This is a genomic window from Streptomyces sp. NPDC041796, from assembly GCF_055590785.1.
Genome location: NZ_JBVJAH010000011.1, coordinates 28272 through 46207 on the forward strand (window position 1 = coordinate 28272; position 17936 = coordinate 46207).

A 17936-nucleotide genomic window follows, 5' to 3' on the forward strand; every position below is an offset into this window, starting at 1 on the left:
CTGCCGTTTCGCGCGCCGGACGCCTGGGCACCCGGGGGCCATGACCAGTACGGACACGGCCACGCACACCCCCGCCCGGGCGTCCGCCCGTGACACGGCACGGCTGGTCGCCCACGTCGTCGCACCGACGCTCGCGGCCGGCGTCATCGTCCGCCGCCGCGCCGGGATGGCCCTCGCCGAGCGGTACGCCGTCGACCGGCGCGCCACCGGGCTCCTCACCGAATTGCGCGGCGCCTACGGCCCCGGCCCGCTCCGGGTCGACGTGGCCGGGCGGCACTTCGCCGTCGTCCTCCGGCCCGGCGACGCCGCCCGCGTCCTGAACGGCACGCCGGACCCGTACTCCCCCTCCACCCGTGAGAAGCGCGCCGCACTGGAGCAGTTCCAGCCGCACGGCGTGCTGATCACGCACGGCGCGGAACGCGACACGCGGCGCGCGTTCAACGAGGCCGTGCTGGAGTACGGCCACCAGATGCACAGCATGGCCCCCCGGATGGTGCGGACCGTACGCGAGGAGGCCGGCAAGCTCCTGGGCGCGACGACCGCGGGCGACGGCGAGATCGACTGGCCGGCCTTCCGCACCGCCTGGGACCGCACCACGCGCCGCCTCGTGCTCGGTGACACCGGGCGCGACGACACGGGCCTGACCGCGATGCTCGGCAGGCTGCGCTCCACCGCCGACTGGGCGGGCGCCGCCCCGCGCCGCACCGGTCTGCGCGACCGCTTCGAGCGGCGCCTGCGCGGTCACCTCGACCGCGCCGAGCCCGGGAGCCTCGCCGCCGCCCTCGCGGCCGCCCCCGCCGGGTCCGGCACCGACCCGGCCGGGCAGGTGCCGCACTGGCTGTTCGCCTTCGACGCGGCGGGCATCGCGGCCTTCCGGACCCTGGCCCTGCTGTCCACGCACACCACGCAGGAGACGCAGATACGCAACGAACTGGCCGTCACCGACCTCACCGAGCCGCGCCTCCTGCCGTACACCCGCGCCAGCGTGCTGGAGTCGGTACGCCTGTGGCCCACCGCCCCGTTCCTGCTGCGGGAGTCGGTGCGCCCGACCGACTGGGGCGACGACGCGCTGCCCGCCGGGACGGAGTTCCTGATCTACGCGCCCCTGTTCCACCGCGACGAGTCGCTGCCGTACTCCGACCGGTTCACACCGGAGATCTGGCTGGACGGCACGGCACAGGACACCGAGGCGCTGATGCCGTTCAGCGCGGGCCCCGGCGAGTGCCCCGGGCAGGACCTGGTGCTGCTGGTCACGTCGACCATGCTGGCGGCGCTCCTCGAACGGCACACGTACCTGCCGGAACGCCCCGGCCGGCTGCGGCCCGACCGGCCGCTGCCACGCACCCTCGACCACTTCGGGCTGCGGTTCGCCGCCCTCCCCCGGCGGCCATGAACCCTGAATCGTGAGGATACGAGCACGGGCTGTGACATGATGCGAGAGCCTCTCCAAGGCTGCTGTGAACGGAAAGGTTCGGCATGGCTCCTCGCGCCGGTAAATGGCAGCGTGTGCCCCTCATCCCACAGAGCAGGCAAGCGACGGAGGCCGACACGGTCCCCGTCTATTCGTCGTTGATGCGCGAATGGAGAGCGCTGGGCCGGGCCGTCCCGGGACTGCCGGACCACGAATGGGAGGTCCTGGTGACCCGCCCCGTGTGGCCCAGTCGTTGAGCCATCTGCCTCCGGCCGGTGCTCGGCGGTTCGAGTGAATCGGTGCGGAATGCAGCCTCAATGGTGTCTTTCCGCTTTCGCATTCGTTGTGATTTTCGCAGTGGAAGCCGGGCCTCATCGGGCTCGCCCGTCACGAAATCCGTGGCAAGACTTCCTCCTGTGGAAAGGACCCGAAACTATGAAGTGCAAGAAGGCTGCGGTAGCCGTCGCCGGTGTGGTCATGGCGCTGGGTGCGGCCGCGCCTGCTGTCGCCGACGCTGACGCCAACGGTGCCGCCGTGGGCTCCCCGGGCGTCCTGTCCGGCAACGTCGTCCAGGTTCCGGTGCACGTGCCGATCAACATCTGCGGCAACACCGTCAACATCGTCGCGCTGCTGAACCCGGCCTTCGGGAACGTCTGCATCAACAAGTGACGCAGCATCAGGCCTCGGCCGCGTAACAGCCGGTCCCGGAGCGCTCCGGGACCGGCTTTTCTGTGCCCGGATGCCCCCGAGCGGGCGATGAAATCCCCCAACGGCCTACTGGGGGACGGGACCGCGATCCCGATCGGCCCATTAACAATACTTTTGCTCCGAGTGGCTGGCGAAATCCTGACGCCTGGCGAAGGAGCGGACATGGGTCACCGGAGAGCGAAGACGAAAGGCGCACGGCTGGGGGTGCTCACCGCCGGTCTGCTCAGCCTGCTGATGGCGGGCTCCGCCGTGTCGGCCCCGCCCGGCCATGCCGCCGTGCCGGCCTCTGCCCCGGTCGCCGGACCGCGGCAGGGGCCGGGCCCGGGCGGCGACGGGGACGCGGACGCGGACGCGGACGGGAGGGTGGCGGACGCGGGGACGAAGACGGACGCGGGAGCGAGGACGGAACCCGAGGCGGCCGGGGACGCGGCGGGGACAGGGCCGGGGGCCGACGCAGGGACGGGGCCGGGGCCGGAGACGGACGCGGGGACGGGGCCGGGTACGGCGGCAGGGACGGAGCGCGGGCCGGGGCCCGGCGTGGAACCCGGCCCCAAGGACGGACCCGCACCGGAGCAGGGCACGGGCGCCGGGGACGCGGACGGGGCGCAGCCCGGGGCGGGGGCACGGGAGGCGGCGGAGGAGGAAGCCCGGACGGCGATGGGGGCCTACCTGGATTACGGTCCGCGGGGCATCCACCGCATGGCGGGGCTGCGCAAGTGGCTGGGCGGCACCGAGCTGCGGGTGGGGCACACCTACCTCCCGGGCGATGTGTGGACCAACATCGAGGGGCGCCCCGGGTTCCTGGAGCACTGGGCACAGTGGCGGCAGGCCCGGAAGGACCGGCTGTTCGTCCTCAACGTGCCCATGCTGGAGCGCAACGAGAGCCACCTCCCCGACCCCGTCGTACGCCAGTTGCTGCGGCTCGGCGCGGACGGGCGGTTCGACCGGCACTTCCGGGCCCTGGCGGAACGTCTCGTACGGGTCGGCGTGCCGGACACCGTCGTCGTCCTCGGCTGGGAGATGAACGGCATCACCTACTCGCACCGCTGCGGTCCCGACCCGGAGGCCTGGAAGACGTACTGGAAGCGCATCGTCACCACCATGCGCGAGGTGCCGGGGCAGCGGTTCCGGTTCGACTTCGCGCCCAACCGCGGGCGGGACGCCGTTCCGTGGACCGCCTGTTACCCCGGTGACGACGTCGTCGACATCATCGGGATGGACTCGTACGACCAGCCTTCGGGCCTGACCTTCGACGAGCAGGTGAACGAGCCCTACGGGCTGCGGGAGCACGTGCGGTTCGCCGCCGAGCACGGCAAGCCCATCTCGTATCCGGAGTGGGGGCTGTTCCGCAACGGCGACAACCCGGAGTACATGCGGCGCATGCTGGACTGGATCGAGAAGAACAAGCCGCTCTACCACACGATCACGGACTACTGCCCGCACGGCGTCTGGCAGTGCGACGAGAATCCGAAGTCGTCCGAGGTGTTCCGCACGAAGCTGTCCGGGAAGGGCGACCCCACCGAACCGGCCCCGGAGCCGACCCCGGATCCCAATCCGGAGCCCACTCCGGAACCCGAGCCGCAGCCCGAGCCCGAGCCCGAGCCGCAGCCGGAGCGGCCCGCCTGTACGCCGCTGGACCTCGGTGAGTGGGTCGAGAAGTGGCTGGGCCGCAAGCTGTGCGTCCGGTTCGAATGGCGCCGTCACCTCACGGCATGAGCCGCCGCACCCAGGTACGGTCGCGCAACCGGTCCGCCGCCCAGCGGCGGCCGGCCGCGCAGCCGGCCAGGAGCAGCAGCGGTGCCGCCGTCCGTCGCCGGGCCAGCAACAGCCTCTGGTTGACGACCGGTTCGGGACGCCAGTGGCTCTTGTAGGGCTCCCGGCCGCGCAGCAGGCTCAGTTTGACGCGGCCACTGGCGCTGCTCTCCCGGGCGCCGTTGCGCAACAGCAGGGTGGCGACGTCCACCTTGCTGCTGCGCAGCACCGGGTCCGCCCCGTAGAGGTAGCCGCCGGAAAGCAGCGGTGACATCAGCGTGAGGTCCGCGGCGACCACGTCTCCGGCCATGCGGAACTCCGTCACCATCGCGTCCCCCGACTCCACCATCGACCGCACCGCCCGCTGGAGGTGCTCCGCGAACCGGGGCCGGAGGTGCTCCGGCGTCACTCCCCGGTCCGCCCACTGGCGTTGGTGCAGGTCCAGGAGTCGCCGGAGCGCGCCCGGCACCTCGGCGGGCGGGACGACGTGCTCCTCGATGCCCAGCTTGTCGAGCCTCCGCAGCTTGGACCGGGCGCGCTGGGCGCGGGACGACGGCAGCCGGCCGACCAGCTCGTCGATGGACGCGGCGGGCAGCTCCATGCAGACCGAGTCGGGCAGGCGGTGGCGCGGACCGCGCCAGTTCGCGTAGACCCGCTGGGCGGCGGCTTCCGCCCGTACCTCCCGGAGGTCGATCACGGCGGTACGGGCCAGTCGGCCGAGGGCCCCGGTCAGCGCCGGTACCGCCTCCTCGGCGCGCGTGTCGTCGACGAGCACGTCGGAGAAGTCGGTGATCGCCCCGCCCAGGTGCGTCAGTACGGGCAGCGGTCCGCGCACCAGCCGCAGCGGCGCCGCGGCGAGGAGCTGCCCGTCCCGGCGTACGAGGACCACGCGCAGACAGCCGGGGGTGCCGTACGACACCCACCAGGAGTGCAGCCAGGAGTGCGACTGGAACGGGGTGGCGCCGGCGCACCGCCGGTACAGGTCCGTCCACTCCGGCCCCAGCCGGCCGAACTCCTCGCCGTCCCGGCAGACGGTGACCTCCCACGTCATACGAGCGCCTCCTGCTGTGCCACCGGCCCCGGCACGGACCTGTACCCGGCCCGCTCCCCGCGCCGGGGGTACCGGGGCCGCACGAGCAGGGCCAGGGCACCGAGCAGTCCGCCCGCGCAGCCGCCGACGAGCGCGGACAGCGACGCCGACGGGGAGACGGGACTGGTGGGTGTGGCGGCCCGGGTGAACTGGAGGACCTTCACCCCGGTGCTGCCCTCGGTGTGGGAGCCCTTCTGCACCAGGGCCCTGGCCACGCTGTCGGCCATGCCCGCCGCGACCGCGGCCTCCGGCGCCCTCGCGGTGATGGCGATCATCGGGGCGTCCGGCGAGGTCACGGCCTGCACGCTCGTGCGCAGGGTCTCCACCGGCACACCGGCGGCGACCTGGGCGTCGCCGACGACCGCGATGTCGGTCGCGACCCGCCCGTACGCCTGCGCCAGGCCCATCGCCCCGGCCGGGTCGGACTTCGCGGACGGTACGACGATGACGTAACTGGTCGCCGCGTACTCGGGGGTCTTCAGCAGCCCGTAGAAGCCGCCGACCAGGAGGCCCAGCAGCGCGGCGCCCGGGACGAGCCACCGTCGGCGGGTGCGCTTGAGGCGGGTGAGCCAGCCGATCGCACGGCGTACGGCAAGGGACTGGGTCGTGGTCATCGACAACTCGCTCCGTCGTAAAGGTCGTCGTAAAGGCCGTCGTGGAGGTCGTGGTAGAGCGACATCAACTGCCGGGCGCTGCGGGCGATGTCGTAGCGGTGCACGGCGGCGGGCACGGGCAGCCGTTCCCGGGTGACCGACCGCAGCTCGGCGGCCACGTCCGCGACCGCCCCGCCGATCCGGCGGGCCCCCGGCGCCTCCTCGGGCGGCAGGTCGTCGAGCGCGGGGCAGGCCACGTACCGCACGGGCAGCCCGGCGGCCAGCGCCTCGACGATCGCGAGCCCGAACGCCTCGTCGGCGGACGTGGACACGAACACGTCCATGGCGGACAGCAGTTCCGGCAGGCCACGGTCGACCGCGCCCGCCCACACGACCCGGTCCGCCGCCCCGCATTCCCGGGCGACCCGCTCCAGCGGCTGCCGCTGCTCGCCCTCCCCCACCAGCAGCAGCCGGGCGTCGGCGGGCAGCGCCGCGACCGCCCGGATCAGCGTGTCGAACCGCTTGCCGGGCGCGAGCCGCCCCACCCCGCCGACGACGTACGCGTCGGGCGCCAGGCCCAGCCGTCGCCGCGCCGCCCCCCGGGCGGCCGGGTCGAAGGCGAAGCGCCGCACGTCGACGCCGTTGGGCACGACCCGGATGCGCCCCGGGTGCACCCCCCACGCGGCCAGGCGCCGGGCCACCGTGTCGGAGACGGCGACCGTCGACGTACCGAGCCGCTCGCCGGCCAGGTACAGGGCCCGCGCCCCGGGGCTCAGCCGCCGGCCCTCGATCTGCGCGGCGCCCAGCGAGTGCTCGGTCGCGACGACCGTCCGTACGCCGGCCAGCCGGGCGGCGAGCCGGCCGTACAGGCAGGCCCGGTACAGGTGCGTGTGGACGACGTCATAGGCGCCCTGCCGGATCAGCCGGGTCAGCCGGGGCAGGGCGGACAGGTCGCGGTTGCCGCGCATGCCCAGGTGGGCGACCGGCACCCCGTCGGCGCGGAGGGCCCGGGCGACCGGGCCGGGGTTGGTGAGGGTGACGACGCTGCTGCGGACCCGGTCCATGTGCGGGATGAGCAGGCGCAGTTGCTGTTCGGCGCCGCCGATGCCGAGGCCGGTGATGACGTGCAGGACGTTCAGTGCCTTCATGACACGGGTACCGGGGCGCGCCGCACCCCGTGCAGCCGGCGCTTGGCGTGCAGCCGCCAGGCGGTGTCGCGCTGCCCGATGTGCACCCGGGGCACGGCGAACACGCTGTTCAGGGCGCACGGGTCGATGGCTGCCGCGTACGCGTACCCCGCCTCCCGCACGGCGCGCACCGCGCGCTCGTCGACGTGGCCGTACGGGTAGCAGAAGCCGTCCGGGGCGGTTCCCGTGAGGGTGCGGAGCAGTTCCCGGCTGTCTGCCGTCTCCTCACGCAGCACGTGCTCGGGGGCGGCGGACAGGGAGACGTGGAGCAGGCCGTGCGAGGCGACCTCCATGCCGGCGGCGGCGCAGCGGCGGACGCCGTCCTCGGTGAGCAGGGGCTTGCGCGGGCCGAGCGCGTCCCAGCCGTTGTCGCCGCCGAGCCGGCCGGGGAGGACGAAGACGGTGGCCGTGCACTCGTGGCGGCGAAGGACCGGGACGGCGTTGTCGAGGAAGTCGGCGTACCCGTCGTCGAAGGTGAGGCCGACCAGCCCGCGGGTGTCTCCGTGGCGTGCCGCGTACAGCAGGAGTTGCCGCAGGCCGACTCCGCGCAGGCCGTGGTCGCGCAGCCAGCGCAATTGCTTGTCGAGGCGGGAGGGGGAGACGGTCACGTGGTACGGGTCGTCGTCCGTGGTGTCGTCGATGGAGTGGTACATCGCCACCCACAGGGGGATTCTCGGCTGGTTCATGAGCGGGCCTTCGTGAGCCGACGGAACGGGTGCGCGGAGCGGATCAGGGAGGGGACCACCGGGGCGCGCAGCACCCAGGCGGTGGCGGTGAAGGCGGCCGGGACGGCGGCACAGGCCAGGGCGACCGCCAGGAGCGGTGGGCCGGCCGCGCACCACCACCCGGCGGCGGTGGCGACGGCCGCCGCGGCCGTGAGCCGGGCGAGCCCCGCGGCGAGGCCGCGGGCGTCGAGGGGGACACTCTGCCTGCGGACACCGAGAAGGAGGAGGGCGGCGGTGAGGGTGATGCCGAGCGCGTTGGCCGCGGCGATGCCTTCGGCGCCCCACGCCCCGGCCCAGGCGTGACCTGCGGCGGCGGTCACGGTGATGCCGCCGAGCATGGCGGCGGCCGGGTACCACAGGGGGCGCGAGGCGGAGAAGTAGCAGCGGACGAGGGCGCCGACGAGGGTGTGGCCGAGCAGTCCGAGGGCATACACCCGCATGACGGCCGCCGTGGCGGCGGTGTCGGCGCCGTCGAACGCGCCCCGCTGGAACAGCAGGTGGACGATCTGCGGTGCGGCGGCGATGACGGTCGCGGCGCCGACGAGGACGATCACGCCCGCGAGCAGCAGGTCCCGCTCGGTCCGTCGCCGCGCGGTCGCCGTGTCACCGGCCGCGAGCGCCCGCGCGACGACCGGGAAGCTGACCGTGCAGAGCATCAGCGAGAGGACCATCGGCAGTTGGGCGACCTTCTGCGCGTAGTTGAGGTGCGAGATCGCCCCGGCGGGCAGGGGCGCGGCGAGGAACCGCTCGACCAGGACCTGCGACTGGCGGCTCAGCGCGAACACGATCACCGGCGCGAGCGCGGCCAGGAGGAGGCGGGGCGCCGTCCCGCCCCGCGCGGGGGCCGAGCCGGGGGTACGCAGTTGCCGCCACAGGACCGGCGCCTGCACCAGCACCATGAGCACACCGCCCACCGCCACTCCGGCCGCCGCCGCGCGTACGCCCCACGCGCCGGGGTCGAGGAGGACGACCGCCGTGATGATGCCGGTGTTGTACGCGACGTAGATCGCGGCGGGTGCGAGGAACCGGCCGTGGGCGCGGAGTGCCGCGCTGCAGTACCCGGCGAGCGCGAAGGTGAGCAGGCAGGTGGCGGTCAACCGGGTGCAGTCGACGGCGAGTTGGCGCTCGGGCAGTCCGGGCGCGAGCAGGGCGACCACCTGGGGCGCGGCCAGCACGAGCAGCCCGGTCGCCGCGCTCGTGGCGACGACCGTCCTGGGGAGGGTTCCCCTGACGAGGGCGTGTACGGGATCGGGGCCGCCGGTCCGGTCGGTCCGGCCGGAGAGGGCGGCGGCGAAGGCGGGCACGAGGACGAGGGCCATGCCGTCCTCGATGAGCAGCGTGGCCGCGAATTCCGGGACGGTCCAGGCGACGAGGAAGGCGTCCGTGCCGGTACCCGCGCCGAACGTGCGGGCGAGCAGCTGGTCCCGGACCAGCCCCAGCAGGGCGCCCACCGCCGTCAGGGCGGCCGTGAGCGCGGCCGCCCGGGCGAGGAGCCGGCCGGACGGCGCCCATACCGGTCCGCCACCCTCCGGCGCGGGCCGCGCGGCCACCACGACACGCCGCGGACGGTCAGCCATGCGGCACCCCCGCGTCGCGAGCACCCGACGGAACGGCGGTACGCGCCGGAGCGGCGGTGCCCGGCGGGGCGGCGGTGTGCGGCGGGGCGGCGGTGTGCGGCGGGGTGGCGGTGACCCGTGGGGCAGCGGTGCGCGACGGGGCGGCGGCCTGCGGTCGGGTCGCGGTGGCCGGGCCGGGAACGGTGGGCGGTACGGGGCCGGTGCCCGGGGCCGTGGCGGGGGGCGCCCAGGGGGCCGGGGGGCGAGGGTGCGGGGGCGGGTCGCCCCGGAGGCCGGACGGGTACGCGGTCGCCGCCGGCCGGGGCGGGGCGAAGGACCACCACGCCGCCAGGCCCAGCACCAGGGCCGTGAGGACCGTCGCGGGGCCGCCGATGTCCGCGTACGCGAAGTCGACGAGCTGCCAGACCAGCAGGCCCACCGCGACCAGGGCGCACTCCAGGCCGTCCCCACGGGTGTCCGCCAGGCGCCGTAGCGCGCACGCCAGCAGGGCGAGCCAGCTGCCCGCGACCGTCAGCAGGCCCAGCAGCCCCTGCTCGCCGAGGACCAGCAGGTACATGTTGTGCGGCGACAGCAGGGGCTGCCGCTTGAAGCCGCTGCCCGCGCCCGCCGTGTCGCTGCCCGACGACAGGGCCAGCGAGGCGTGGCTGTCCCGGTAGTGGGGGAAGCCCTTGAGCCCGACGCCCGTGAGCGGTTCGGTGCGCCACATCCCGGCCGCCGCGGCCCACATGGTGTACCGGTCGGTGACCGACCGGTCCGGGGCTGCCGTGACCTGCGAGATGCTCGCCACCCGTTCCTGGACCGCTTGCGAACCGACGCCCAGCCCGGCCACCAGGACCACGCCCAGGGCGCCCGCCGCCAGGCCCACCCGCACGGCCCGCCGCACCCCGCACAGAGCGAGGAGCAGCGCGCACGCGGCCACCGTCGCGATCCACGCGCCCCGGCTGAACGACACGACCAGCGGCACGACGAGCAACCCGCCGCAGGCCAGGGCCCACGCCCTGGCCCGCCGCCCCGGCGACCCGAGCGCGATCCCGGCGGCCGCGACGATCCCGTACGCGACGGCCGTCGCCATGCCCATCACGTCCGTCGCCCCGAACGTCCCGACGGCCCGGACGTCCTCCCCCATGTACGAGGCGCCCGTGCCGGTCAGGTGCTGCACCACCCCCACCGACCCCTGCACCAGTGCGAGGCCGATCACCGACCAGGCGACCACGGCGAAGTCCCGCCGGTCGCGTACCAGCAGCACCACGGCCGCCGGTACGAGGACGAAGACCTGGAGGTAGCGGGCGACGCCCGGCAGGCTCGCCGCCGGGTCGTGGGACGCGACGGCCGCGCCGCAGATGCCGAGCACGGGCAGGCCCAGTACGACGGCCGCCGTCCGCGACAGCGGCCGTGCCCGGTCCCGGACCACCCGTACCGCGCAGAAGACGACCAGCACGGCGGACGCGGCGTCCGCCACCGTGCCGGTGCCGGAGGAGCCGCGCGGCGGCGGGACGGCGAGCAGCGCGACGACGGCGAGCAACGGCACCAGCGGTGCCCACTTGCGTACCGGCATCAGCTGCCCGCCGGGCGGATCAGCGAGGCCGCCGTACGCAGCAGGATGCACACGTCCTGCCAGAGCGACCAGTGGTCGATGTAGTGGTTGTCGAAGCGGCACCGGTCCTCGATGGAGGTGTCGCCGCGCAGCCCGTGCACCTGCGCGAGCCCGGTCAGCCCGACGGGCATCCGGTGGCGGGCCGCGTAACCGGGGTGGACGCGGCTGAACCTGTCGACGAAGTAGGGGCGTTCGGGGCGCGGGCCGACCAGGCTCATGTCGCCGCGGAGCACGTTCCAGAGCTGTGGCAGCTCGTCGAGCGAGGTACGCCGCAGGAACGTTCCGACGACGCTCATCCGCTCGTCGTGGGCGACGCTCCAGCGGGTCGCGGCCTCCTCGTCGTCGGCGGGCCGCAGCGTACGGAACTTCAGCAGGGTGAACAGCCGGCCGTCCTGGCCGACGCGCTCCTGACGGAAGATCACGCCGGGGCCGTCCGACAGCCGGATCGCCGCCGCACACAGCAGCAGGAGCGGCGAGAGGGCGGCGAGCATGAGCCCGGCGACCGTGACGTCGAGGATCCGTTTGGGCAGCCGGCCCCGGTGCGCGGGCGGCGCCTCCAGGCGCCGGCAGGCGTGGCCCCACAGGTGCTGGCCCATCGGCATGCCGCCCCCGGTGCCGCCGACCAGCCAGCCGGCGCAGCCGTAGTGGCGCAGCAGCGCCACGAGGTCGGGCTGCTCGCCTCCGGCGAACACCGCGTCGCGCACGGTGTTCTGGATGACGGCCCGGTGGATCTCCTCGGGGGTCGTCAGCACCGGCAGTGACGATTCGGCCGGGGCCGGTGGGCGGTGGGTGGTGACGATGCCGACCGGGCGCATGCCGTACTCGGGGTGCCTGGCGAGGGTCTCGGCCAGCCGCTGCGCGGCGGTGGCGGAGCCGATGACGAGCGCGGAGCGCGGGTGCGCGCGGGACGCGGCACGGCGCCGGTGGTGCAGGACGGCACGGCACCCGCACACGAGGCCCAGGTGGACGGCGTACGCGGCGGCCAGCGCTGCCGGGCCGATGGCGCGCTGCGCGGACTGCGCGGCGAGCAGCGCGGCGGCGGCGCACCACGCGACGGCCGCCCTCCCGGCGAGGGTGGGCAGCTCGTCGAGTACCGAGGCGACGGCGCCGGGCCGGTAGAGGCCGGCGTACCCGTTGAGCGCGGCCAGGCACGCGGTGAGCTGCATCAGCAGGGCGGCGCTGCGCTGCTCGGGGTCGAGCACCAGCGCGGCGAACAGGACGGCGACGCAGTCTGCGGCGACCAGGGAGGAGACGAAGGCCGGCGCGGGCACCGGGCGGCGTGGTGGCAGGGCGACCCGGTCCGCCGCACCTCGGGGCGGGACGACCGTGGTGGTGGCCGGGCTGGTGCTTTCCGTGGTCACTGGGAGATCGGCTCCCTGAGCTCGTGGCGTGGCGTGGCGGTCACCTCGCGGTACACGTCCGCGATGGCCGCGCCGGCACGCCGCACGTCGAAGTGCCGCAGCACGTGCTGCTGGGCCTGGCGGCCCAGGGCCTCCCGGAGGACGGGCCGCTGGAGGAGGCGGGCGAGTGCGGCACCGAGGGCGGCCGGGTCGTCGGGGCGGACCAGGCAGTACGTCTCGTGGCCCGGCGGCAGGCTCTCCCGGGCGCCGTCCACGTCGGTGAGGAGGACGGTCCGGCCGCCCGCCATGGCCTCCAGCGGCGCGAGGGCCATGCCCTCCCAGCGCGACGGCTGGACGACCAGGTCGGCGGCCCGGTACCAGGGCGCGGGGTCGGGGACGGCACCGGCGAAGGTGACCGAGTGTCCGGCGGTGGTCAGCCGGGCGGCGCTGCGCAGCGCCCCGGCAGCGGGGCCGTCGCCGACGAGGACGAGCCGGGCGTGCGGTACGCGGTCGAGGGCGGCGGGCCATGCCTCCAGGAGCGTGTCCTGGCCCTTCTGCCGGCACAGCCGCCCCACGCACACCACGAGCGGTGCCGAGGCGGGCAGCCCGAGCGCGGCGCGGGCGTCGGCCCGGCCCGGTCCGGCGCGGAACCGCTGGGCGTCCACACCGTTGTGGACGACCGTCCAGGGCGCCCGGACCCCCGCGTGTTCGCCGCGCCGCCGTTCCGCCTCGCTGACGCAGATGACCCGGTCGGTCCAGCGGGCGGCCCAGCGCTCCCACCCCCTGGCGAGGGCACCGGTCACCCCGTCGACCGCCTCGAACGACCAGGCGTGCGGCTGGTACACGGTGGGCACCCGGCCGCGTACGGCGATCCGGGCGGCAAGCCCGGCCTTCGCACTGTGCGCGTGCACCAGGTCGGGGCGTACGTGATTCACCAGCGCGGCGATCCGGCGGCTTTCGGCGACCAGCCGCGGCCCCGGCTCGCGGCCCGCCGGCCACGGGTGCACGTCCGCCCCGCACGCGTCGACCGCGAGAGCCAGCGGCGTGCCGGGCGGGCAGGCGACGGCGACCCGCATTCCCAGGTCCAGCTGCGCGCCGACCACGTCGACGACCACGCGGGCCACCCCGCCGTCACCCGGCTGGACAACATGCAATGCGGTGAATGGGGGACGCACGCGTGACCCTTTCTACGAAGCTTTCTGGGAAGCGGGCGGCAGTGAGGGTTCCGGCGGATTCGACGGGACTGGCGGGGTCGGCGGGACATGCGCTTTCCGGTGCGCGGGCGAATGTCAGCGGCGCGTGTTATTCGGGCGCGCCCGCACTGCAAGAACCTCTGAATTCCCCATACTGGTTCTCCGCTTTGACGAGTGAGGACCGCGTCCAGCGAGATGTACGTTATAACTCAGCAAACACGACCAGAAGCATGCGAAACACCGCCGGAGCAACTTCCCGATTTTCACGCCGCGTTGGCGGGGCGGCGTGTCGCGCGCGGGCTTCCGGCGGGCGCGTCACCCATTCGGTCGCGCAACCGGCGAAATTCTGGGGCGTTGTTGGTGTAGCCGGCCACGTCGGCCGCTGTGCCTCATCGACCTAGGAGTTCGTCACCATGTCCCGTATCGCGAAGGCAGCCGTCCTGACCTCCGCCGTCGCCGCGTCCGTCGTCGGTGCCACCGGCGTCGCGCACGCCGACGCGGATGCCGCGGCCGTGAAGTCCCCCGGTGTCATTTCCGGCAACGTGGTCCAGGTGCCGATCCACATCCCGATCAACCTGTGCGGCAACACCATCGACATCATCGGTGCGCTGAACCCGACCTTCGGCAACGTCTGCATCAACGACTGACGCACGCGGCGCTTCGCGCGCACGACAGCCGGGCGTGACGACAGTGCGCCATCCCTCCGGGGATGGCGCACTTCTGCGTGAGCGCGAAAGGGACGGGCGGGCCACTCCATCGGCGGCGCGTCACCATGATCAGGTGACGGAGCGTCGGGCACTCTTCCCGGCAGGTCAGGCGGCCCGATTCACCCATCGGGCCCATGCGCATTTGTCACGCATGCGTTTGCGGGTCGCAATGAGCGGACTCACGGTGATGTCACGTTCCGACGCATCACTGGAAGGACAAGGCATGCGTCTCCTGACACCCCGCCGCGTGGCGGTCACCGCACTCTGTGCCGCGCTCACACTCGGTACGGCGGGACCCGCACTCGCCCACTCCACCTCCCACGCCGCCGAGCAGGGGGCCAAGGCGCCGGAGGACATCGGCGACATCCTCGGCTCGATCGGCGACGTGCTCGACTCCGTGCTCGGCACCGTAGCGGGCACGAGCAGCACCCAGACACTCCCCGCTGGTGAGACGAACCAGCAGATGAAGGACCTCACGGCCGCCATCGAGGCCTTGAAGAAGGCGGCGGCCGAATCCAAGACCAACACCTCCGGCACGACCGGGACCACCGGCACGACCGGTACGACGGGCACGACCGGGACCACCGGCACCGCCGGCACCGGGACGGCGGCCGACGACACCCCCCTGGACCCCATGGACTCCGTGAACTCCCTGGACTCCATCAACTCCGCGGGCTCCATGGACGCCATGGAATCCCTGGACACCGCGGACGCGGACATGGACAAGGCCCTGGCCGCCATGGACAAGGCCATCGACGACCTGGTCGCCTCCGCGGTCAAGGGTCAGGCGGTCACCTCGGCGTCCCAGGTGCAGGCCGCGACCAAGACCCTGATGGACATCATCATGCGGGACGTCACCAAGATGACCGGCACACCGGCGACGGGCGTGAGCACGCTCCCCGCGACCACGCTCCCGGCCACCTCCCAGCCGGCGCCGGTGACCGCCGAGCGCTAGGCCCCGCGCCCCATCGCGTCCCACGCACCGACGGCCGTGCCGCCTCAGTCCCCCCGCTGAGCCGACACGGCCGTCGGCCTTGCTCCTCATACCGATCGGAGAATAGGACGAGTTCGTATCGTTCGGGTGCAGTGCCGAGAATTCCGGGCTCGCGGAGTTTCCCCCACGCGGAGGTCTCGTTACAGAAGGCAGAGCACTGCACAGGTGGCTCCAAGTGGCCTGTGGAGCGCGCGAGTTGCAGCGAACAGACGCCATTCCAGGAAGGACTCACTCCAATGAAGCCCACCAAGGTTGCTGCGGTCGTCGCCGGTTCCGTGATGGCTCTGGGCGCGGCCGCGCCGGCCTTCGCCGTCGACAGCCTCACCCCGTCCAGCCTCAACGGAGGAGTCGAAGCCCTGGGCAAGCGCGGTCTGACCGAGGCGGTTCCGACCGACGCGGTCGGCAAAGTGACCGACGGCAAGGCCGTCGACAAGGTGCAGGGCGCCGCCGGTGGACTGGAGCCCGCGAAGGACACCGCGCAGCCCCTCCTGGGCGGGCTGCCGCTGGGCAAGTAACACGCCCACAAAAAACCCGGCAACGGCCGGGAATGCACTACGCGTACGCGACGCTGCCGGGGCCGACGGGAAACAATGACGTTTCCGTCGGCCTTTCGGCGTGCTCGGCCGTCAACACCGGGGCTTCGACATTGCTGCAACCAGGCGAATTCTGACGCGTTTTTCGGCGCGTGCTCGTTCTTTTGGGCAACACCGTACTCACAGCCCCGGAAGGCGTACGCAGCAATGAACCGGAAATATCAGGCCGGCATGGGGATCGTCGTCAGCTGCCTCGCGTCGGCGGCGATGGCGTCACCCGCCGAGGCGGCCGCCGCCGTCCCCGTCGCACCGGTGGACGTACCGCTGCACGGACTCGGCACCGTACTCCCCACCGAGACGCCGACGCTGCGTACCGGCGTTCCCATCCCGCTCCCGGGCGCGCCCATGGGGCTCACCGGGCACGGGGAGGGCAAGGTGCAGCCGCTGATGCTGCCGCAGCTCCCGGTCACGGCGGGCGTCCCGGAGACGCTGGTCAGCGCCCCGCTGCCGGACGTCGTCGAGGGTGAGCCGTCGGGCCGGGCCCTGGTCGCGGCCCCCGCCTCCGAGGTGCAGGCGACCACCCCGGGCGCGATCCTGGGCTCCCCCGTCACCCTGCCGCGCGCCGAGTCGCTCGGCCTGCCGGGCGTCGAACTGCCGCAGGCCGGTTTCCTGGCACCGACCGTCACCGGAGCGCTCGACTCGTCGCTGGGCCTGGCACAGCCGAAGAACTGACCGCACCCTCGCCCTTCCCCCCGCTCCCCGCGTCCGAATGAGGGAACCCTGTGCCGCGACCGGCTGTTGGAGTGGCGCGGCCGTTACCCGGCCTGACGAGCGGCGTTGTAGGGGAGTGACGACCGCAGGTCCGCGGTCCGATTTCCACGTACAAGGAGATTTTGATGTCTCGCATCGCGAAGGCTGCCGCCGTCATCGTCGGCACGGGCGCTGTCGCCCTCAGCGGAACCGGCCTGGCCGTCGCCGACGCACGGTCCGACGCCGCTGCCGTCGAGTCCCCCGGTGTCATCTCCGGCAACGCGGTCCAGGTCCCGATCCACATCCCGATCAACCTGTGCGGCAACACCATCGACATCATCGGTCTGCTGAACCCCGCGTTCGGCAACCAGTGCGCGAACGTCGACGGCCACAAGAAGGACCACAAGGGCTACGGCCACTGAACCACCGCGCGTACCCCCGCGTCCGGCCCCCCGGCTCACCGCCGGGGGGCCGTTCCGCTTGCCGGGCGCGCCGTTACGCGTAGCGGTAGACGCGGTGGTGGTCGGCTACGTCGGCGGGGGTGACCTCGAACGGCGGCATCGGCTCGTCCCGGGCGACGACCCGCCGGTACTGGGCGGAGCCCGGCGGGGGCGGGGTGGCGGGCAGGTAGGCGGCCCGGGGGTTCTTCCGCTGCCAGCGCGACCAGATCAGGTCGATGAAGGAGTGGTGCAGCCAGAAGACCGGGTCGTTGACCGACGCGCCGCCGAGCATCAGGCCGCCGACCCATCGGTGGACACGGTTGTGGTTGCGCCAGCGGCCGTTGCCGCTCGCACGGGTCCACCCTTCGAGGGCGTTGCGGAAGCCGGTTCGGCTGGTGGAGTCCCAAGGGGCGGAGTCGTAGACGCTTTCCGCGGTCGCGCGGGCGAGCTCCCGCTCGGTCGGCAGGCCGATGGGGTTGGCCGGGTTGCCGAAGTCACGGGTGAGGAAGGGACTTTCGGTCACGCCGACCGTGATCGGCCAGTCCCCCCTGGCGTACGCGAAGGGCCCGGTCATCACCTGGTGGTCGCCGCGCCGGCCGTTGCCGCCCATGAAGTCCTCGCCCCACAGGGACGCGGCCGGGGTGTTGTCTCGGGTCCAGTCCCAGTAGGGGACGGTCACCGTCGGGTCGACGCGCCTGAGGGCACGCTCGAAGTCCAGCAGGTACTGGCGGTGCCACGGCAGGAAGGACGGCGCCATGTGCGCGACCCGCAGGTCGTCCTCGCCGTCCGCGTTGTAGTACTCGATGTGTGTACGGACGAAGTCGTCGTACCGGCCGCTCCTTTTGAGTGCCAGTACCGCGCTGACGAACTTCTTCCGCTCGGCGGAGGTCAGGTCGCGCTGGTTCTTACGGACGTACACCATGGTGTCCTCCTGGGGCCAGTCGGGCGGAGCCCAGCTCGTCCACGGCGGCGCGCGCGGCGGCGAGAGGTGTCGGGTACGACTGGTAGTGGTCGACGGGCGTGAGATAGCCGCCGTCGGCGCACCGCATCAGGTGCAGCGGTCTCCCGTCGATCCGTACGTCGTACCGCGCCCCTGCCACCGGGGGGACGACCCGGATGTGCCGGCCCTTGTACATCTCGTCGGCCCCGTCGGCGTTCTTGTCTCCCGCGCCTTCGGGGCGCGTGGTGGCGACATGGGCGAGCGCGCCGCCGGTGAACGCGGAGACGGTCAGCGTGAACAGCGCCCGCAATACGGCGCGCCGGCGCGGGAGGAGACGGGACAACGACTGTGCGACGCTCATCGATCGGGCTCCCCTGGTCGTCGTGGCTCCCCCGGGCAAAC

General features: G+C 73.6%; 17 protein-coding genes and 1 pseudogene. 8 read left to right on the forward strand and 10 right to left on the reverse strand.

The features are described from left to right. Window positions 1-40: 40 nt before the first annotated feature. The 3 genes from ACZ6C1_RS22705 to ACZ6C1_RS22715 all read left to right on the forward strand — a co-directional run bounded on the left by ACZ6C1_RS22705 (window position 41) and on the right by ACZ6C1_RS22715 (window position 3835). Window positions 41-1393 (forward strand): cytochrome P450, encoded by a 1353-nt coding sequence (locus ACZ6C1_RS22705; protein WP_469243049.1) that lies wholly within the window; start codon window positions 41-43, stop codon window positions 1391-1393. Between the two features lie 453 nt (window positions 1394-1846). Further along, the gene (locus ACZ6C1_RS22710; RefSeq protein ID WP_469243051.1) at window positions 1847-2080 is read left to right on the forward strand and encodes a chaplin; all 234 of its coding nucleotides are present in this window, start codon (window positions 1847-1849) and stop codon (window positions 2078-2080) included. 402 nt (window positions 2081-2482) lie between these two features. Next, a complete protein-coding gene (locus tag ACZ6C1_RS22715; RefSeq protein WP_469243195.1) occupies window positions 2483-3835 on the forward strand; it encodes a glycoside hydrolase family 26 protein in 1353 nt (450 codons plus the stop codon). Here ACZ6C1_RS22715 and ACZ6C1_RS22720 read toward each other — a convergent pair. The 8 genes and pseudogenes from ACZ6C1_RS22720 to ACZ6C1_RS22755 form a co-directional block, all read right to left on the reverse strand. After that, the gene (locus ACZ6C1_RS22720; RefSeq protein WP_469243053.1) at window positions 3825-4922 is read right to left on the reverse strand and encodes a GNAT family N-acetyltransferase; all 1098 of its coding nucleotides are present in this window, start codon (window positions 4920-4922) and stop codon (window positions 3825-3827) included. The genes ACZ6C1_RS22715 and ACZ6C1_RS22720 overlap by 11 nt on opposite strands. Then, on the reverse strand, window positions 4919-5575 hold the full coding sequence (locus ACZ6C1_RS22725; RefSeq protein WP_469243055.1) for a YveK family protein: 657 nt from the start codon (window positions 5573-5575) through the stop codon (window positions 4919-4921). The genes ACZ6C1_RS22720 and ACZ6C1_RS22725 overlap by 4 nt, the downstream gene beginning before the upstream one ends. Next, complete coding sequence (locus tag ACZ6C1_RS22730; RefSeq protein WP_469243196.1) at window positions 5572-6693, reverse strand: glycosyltransferase; 1122 nt, start codon at window positions 6691-6693, stop codon at window positions 5572-5574. Before ACZ6C1_RS22730 ends, ACZ6C1_RS22725 begins: the two co-directional genes overlap by 4 nt. Before the next feature lie 5 nt (window positions 6694-6698). Then, on the reverse strand, window positions 6699-7427 hold the full coding sequence (locus ACZ6C1_RS22735; RefSeq protein WP_469243057.1) for a polysaccharide deacetylase family protein: 729 nt from the start codon (window positions 7425-7427) through the stop codon (window positions 6699-6701). Further along, on the reverse strand, window positions 7424-9043 hold the full coding sequence (locus ACZ6C1_RS22740) for a lipid II flippase MurJ (RefSeq protein WP_469243059.1): 1620 nt from the start codon (window positions 9041-9043) through the stop codon (window positions 7424-7426). The genes ACZ6C1_RS22735 and ACZ6C1_RS22740 overlap by 4 nt, the downstream gene beginning before the upstream one ends. 292 nt (window positions 9044-9335) lie before the next feature. Then, window positions 9336-10598 (reverse strand): annotated as a pseudogene (locus tag ACZ6C1_RS22745) (O-antigen ligase family protein); the annotation flags it as partial. Then, window positions 10598-11998 (reverse strand): exopolysaccharide biosynthesis polyprenyl glycosylphosphotransferase, encoded by a 1401-nt coding sequence (locus ACZ6C1_RS22750; RefSeq protein WP_469243060.1) that lies wholly within the window; start codon window positions 11996-11998, stop codon window positions 10598-10600. The pseudogene ACZ6C1_RS22745 and the gene ACZ6C1_RS22750, both read right to left, overlap by 1 nt. After that, window positions 11995-13131, reverse strand: coding sequence for a glycosyltransferase (locus ACZ6C1_RS22755; protein ID WP_469243061.1), 1137 nt, complete (start codon window positions 13129-13131; stop codon window positions 11995-11997). Before ACZ6C1_RS22755 ends, ACZ6C1_RS22750 begins: the two co-directional genes overlap by 4 nt. Window positions 13132-13583: 452 nt before the next feature. Here ACZ6C1_RS22755 and ACZ6C1_RS22760 point away from each other — a divergent pair, with 452 nt between their 5' ends. The 5 genes from ACZ6C1_RS22760 to ACZ6C1_RS22780 all read left to right on the forward strand — a co-directional run bounded on the left by ACZ6C1_RS22760 (window position 13584) and on the right by ACZ6C1_RS22780 (window position 16576). Continuing rightward, window positions 13584-13817 carry a chaplin gene (locus tag ACZ6C1_RS22760; protein WP_469243063.1) on the forward strand — a complete coding sequence of 78 codons (234 nt, stop codon included), beginning with the start codon at window positions 13584-13586 and terminating at the stop codon, window positions 13815-13817. Between the two features lie 283 nt (window positions 13818-14100). Then, window positions 14101-14832: a hypothetical protein gene (locus ACZ6C1_RS22765; protein ID WP_469243065.1), complete on the forward strand. Its 732-nt coding sequence runs from the start codon at window positions 14101-14103 to the stop codon at window positions 14830-14832. A gap of 275 nt (window positions 14833-15107) precedes the next feature. Further along, window positions 15108-15386: a hypothetical protein gene (locus tag ACZ6C1_RS22770; RefSeq protein ID WP_469243066.1), complete on the forward strand. Its 279-nt coding sequence runs from the start codon at window positions 15108-15110 to the stop codon at window positions 15384-15386. Between the two features lie 225 nt (window positions 15387-15611). Next, window positions 15612-16136: a hypothetical protein gene (locus tag ACZ6C1_RS22775; protein WP_469243067.1), complete on the forward strand. Its 525-nt coding sequence runs from the start codon at window positions 15612-15614 to the stop codon at window positions 16134-16136. 164 nt (window positions 16137-16300) lie between these two features. Further along, window positions 16301-16576, forward strand: coding sequence for a chaplin (locus ACZ6C1_RS22780; RefSeq protein WP_469243068.1), 276 nt, complete (start codon window positions 16301-16303; stop codon window positions 16574-16576). 73 nt (window positions 16577-16649) lie between these two features. Here the strand turns inward: ACZ6C1_RS22780 and ACZ6C1_RS22785 are convergent, their stop codons facing one another. Together ACZ6C1_RS22785 and ACZ6C1_RS22790 are read right to left on the reverse strand one after the other, a co-directional pair. Beyond that, complete coding sequence (locus tag ACZ6C1_RS22785; RefSeq protein ID WP_469243069.1) at window positions 16650-17516, reverse strand: tyrosinase family protein; 867 nt, start codon at window positions 17514-17516, stop codon at window positions 16650-16652. After that, a complete protein-coding gene (locus ACZ6C1_RS22790) occupies window positions 17500-17895 on the reverse strand; it encodes a tyrosinase family oxidase copper chaperone (protein ID WP_469243070.1) in 396 nt (131 codons plus the stop codon). The genes ACZ6C1_RS22785 and ACZ6C1_RS22790 overlap by 17 nt, the downstream gene beginning before the upstream one ends. Window positions 17896-17936: the final 41 nt, after the last annotated feature.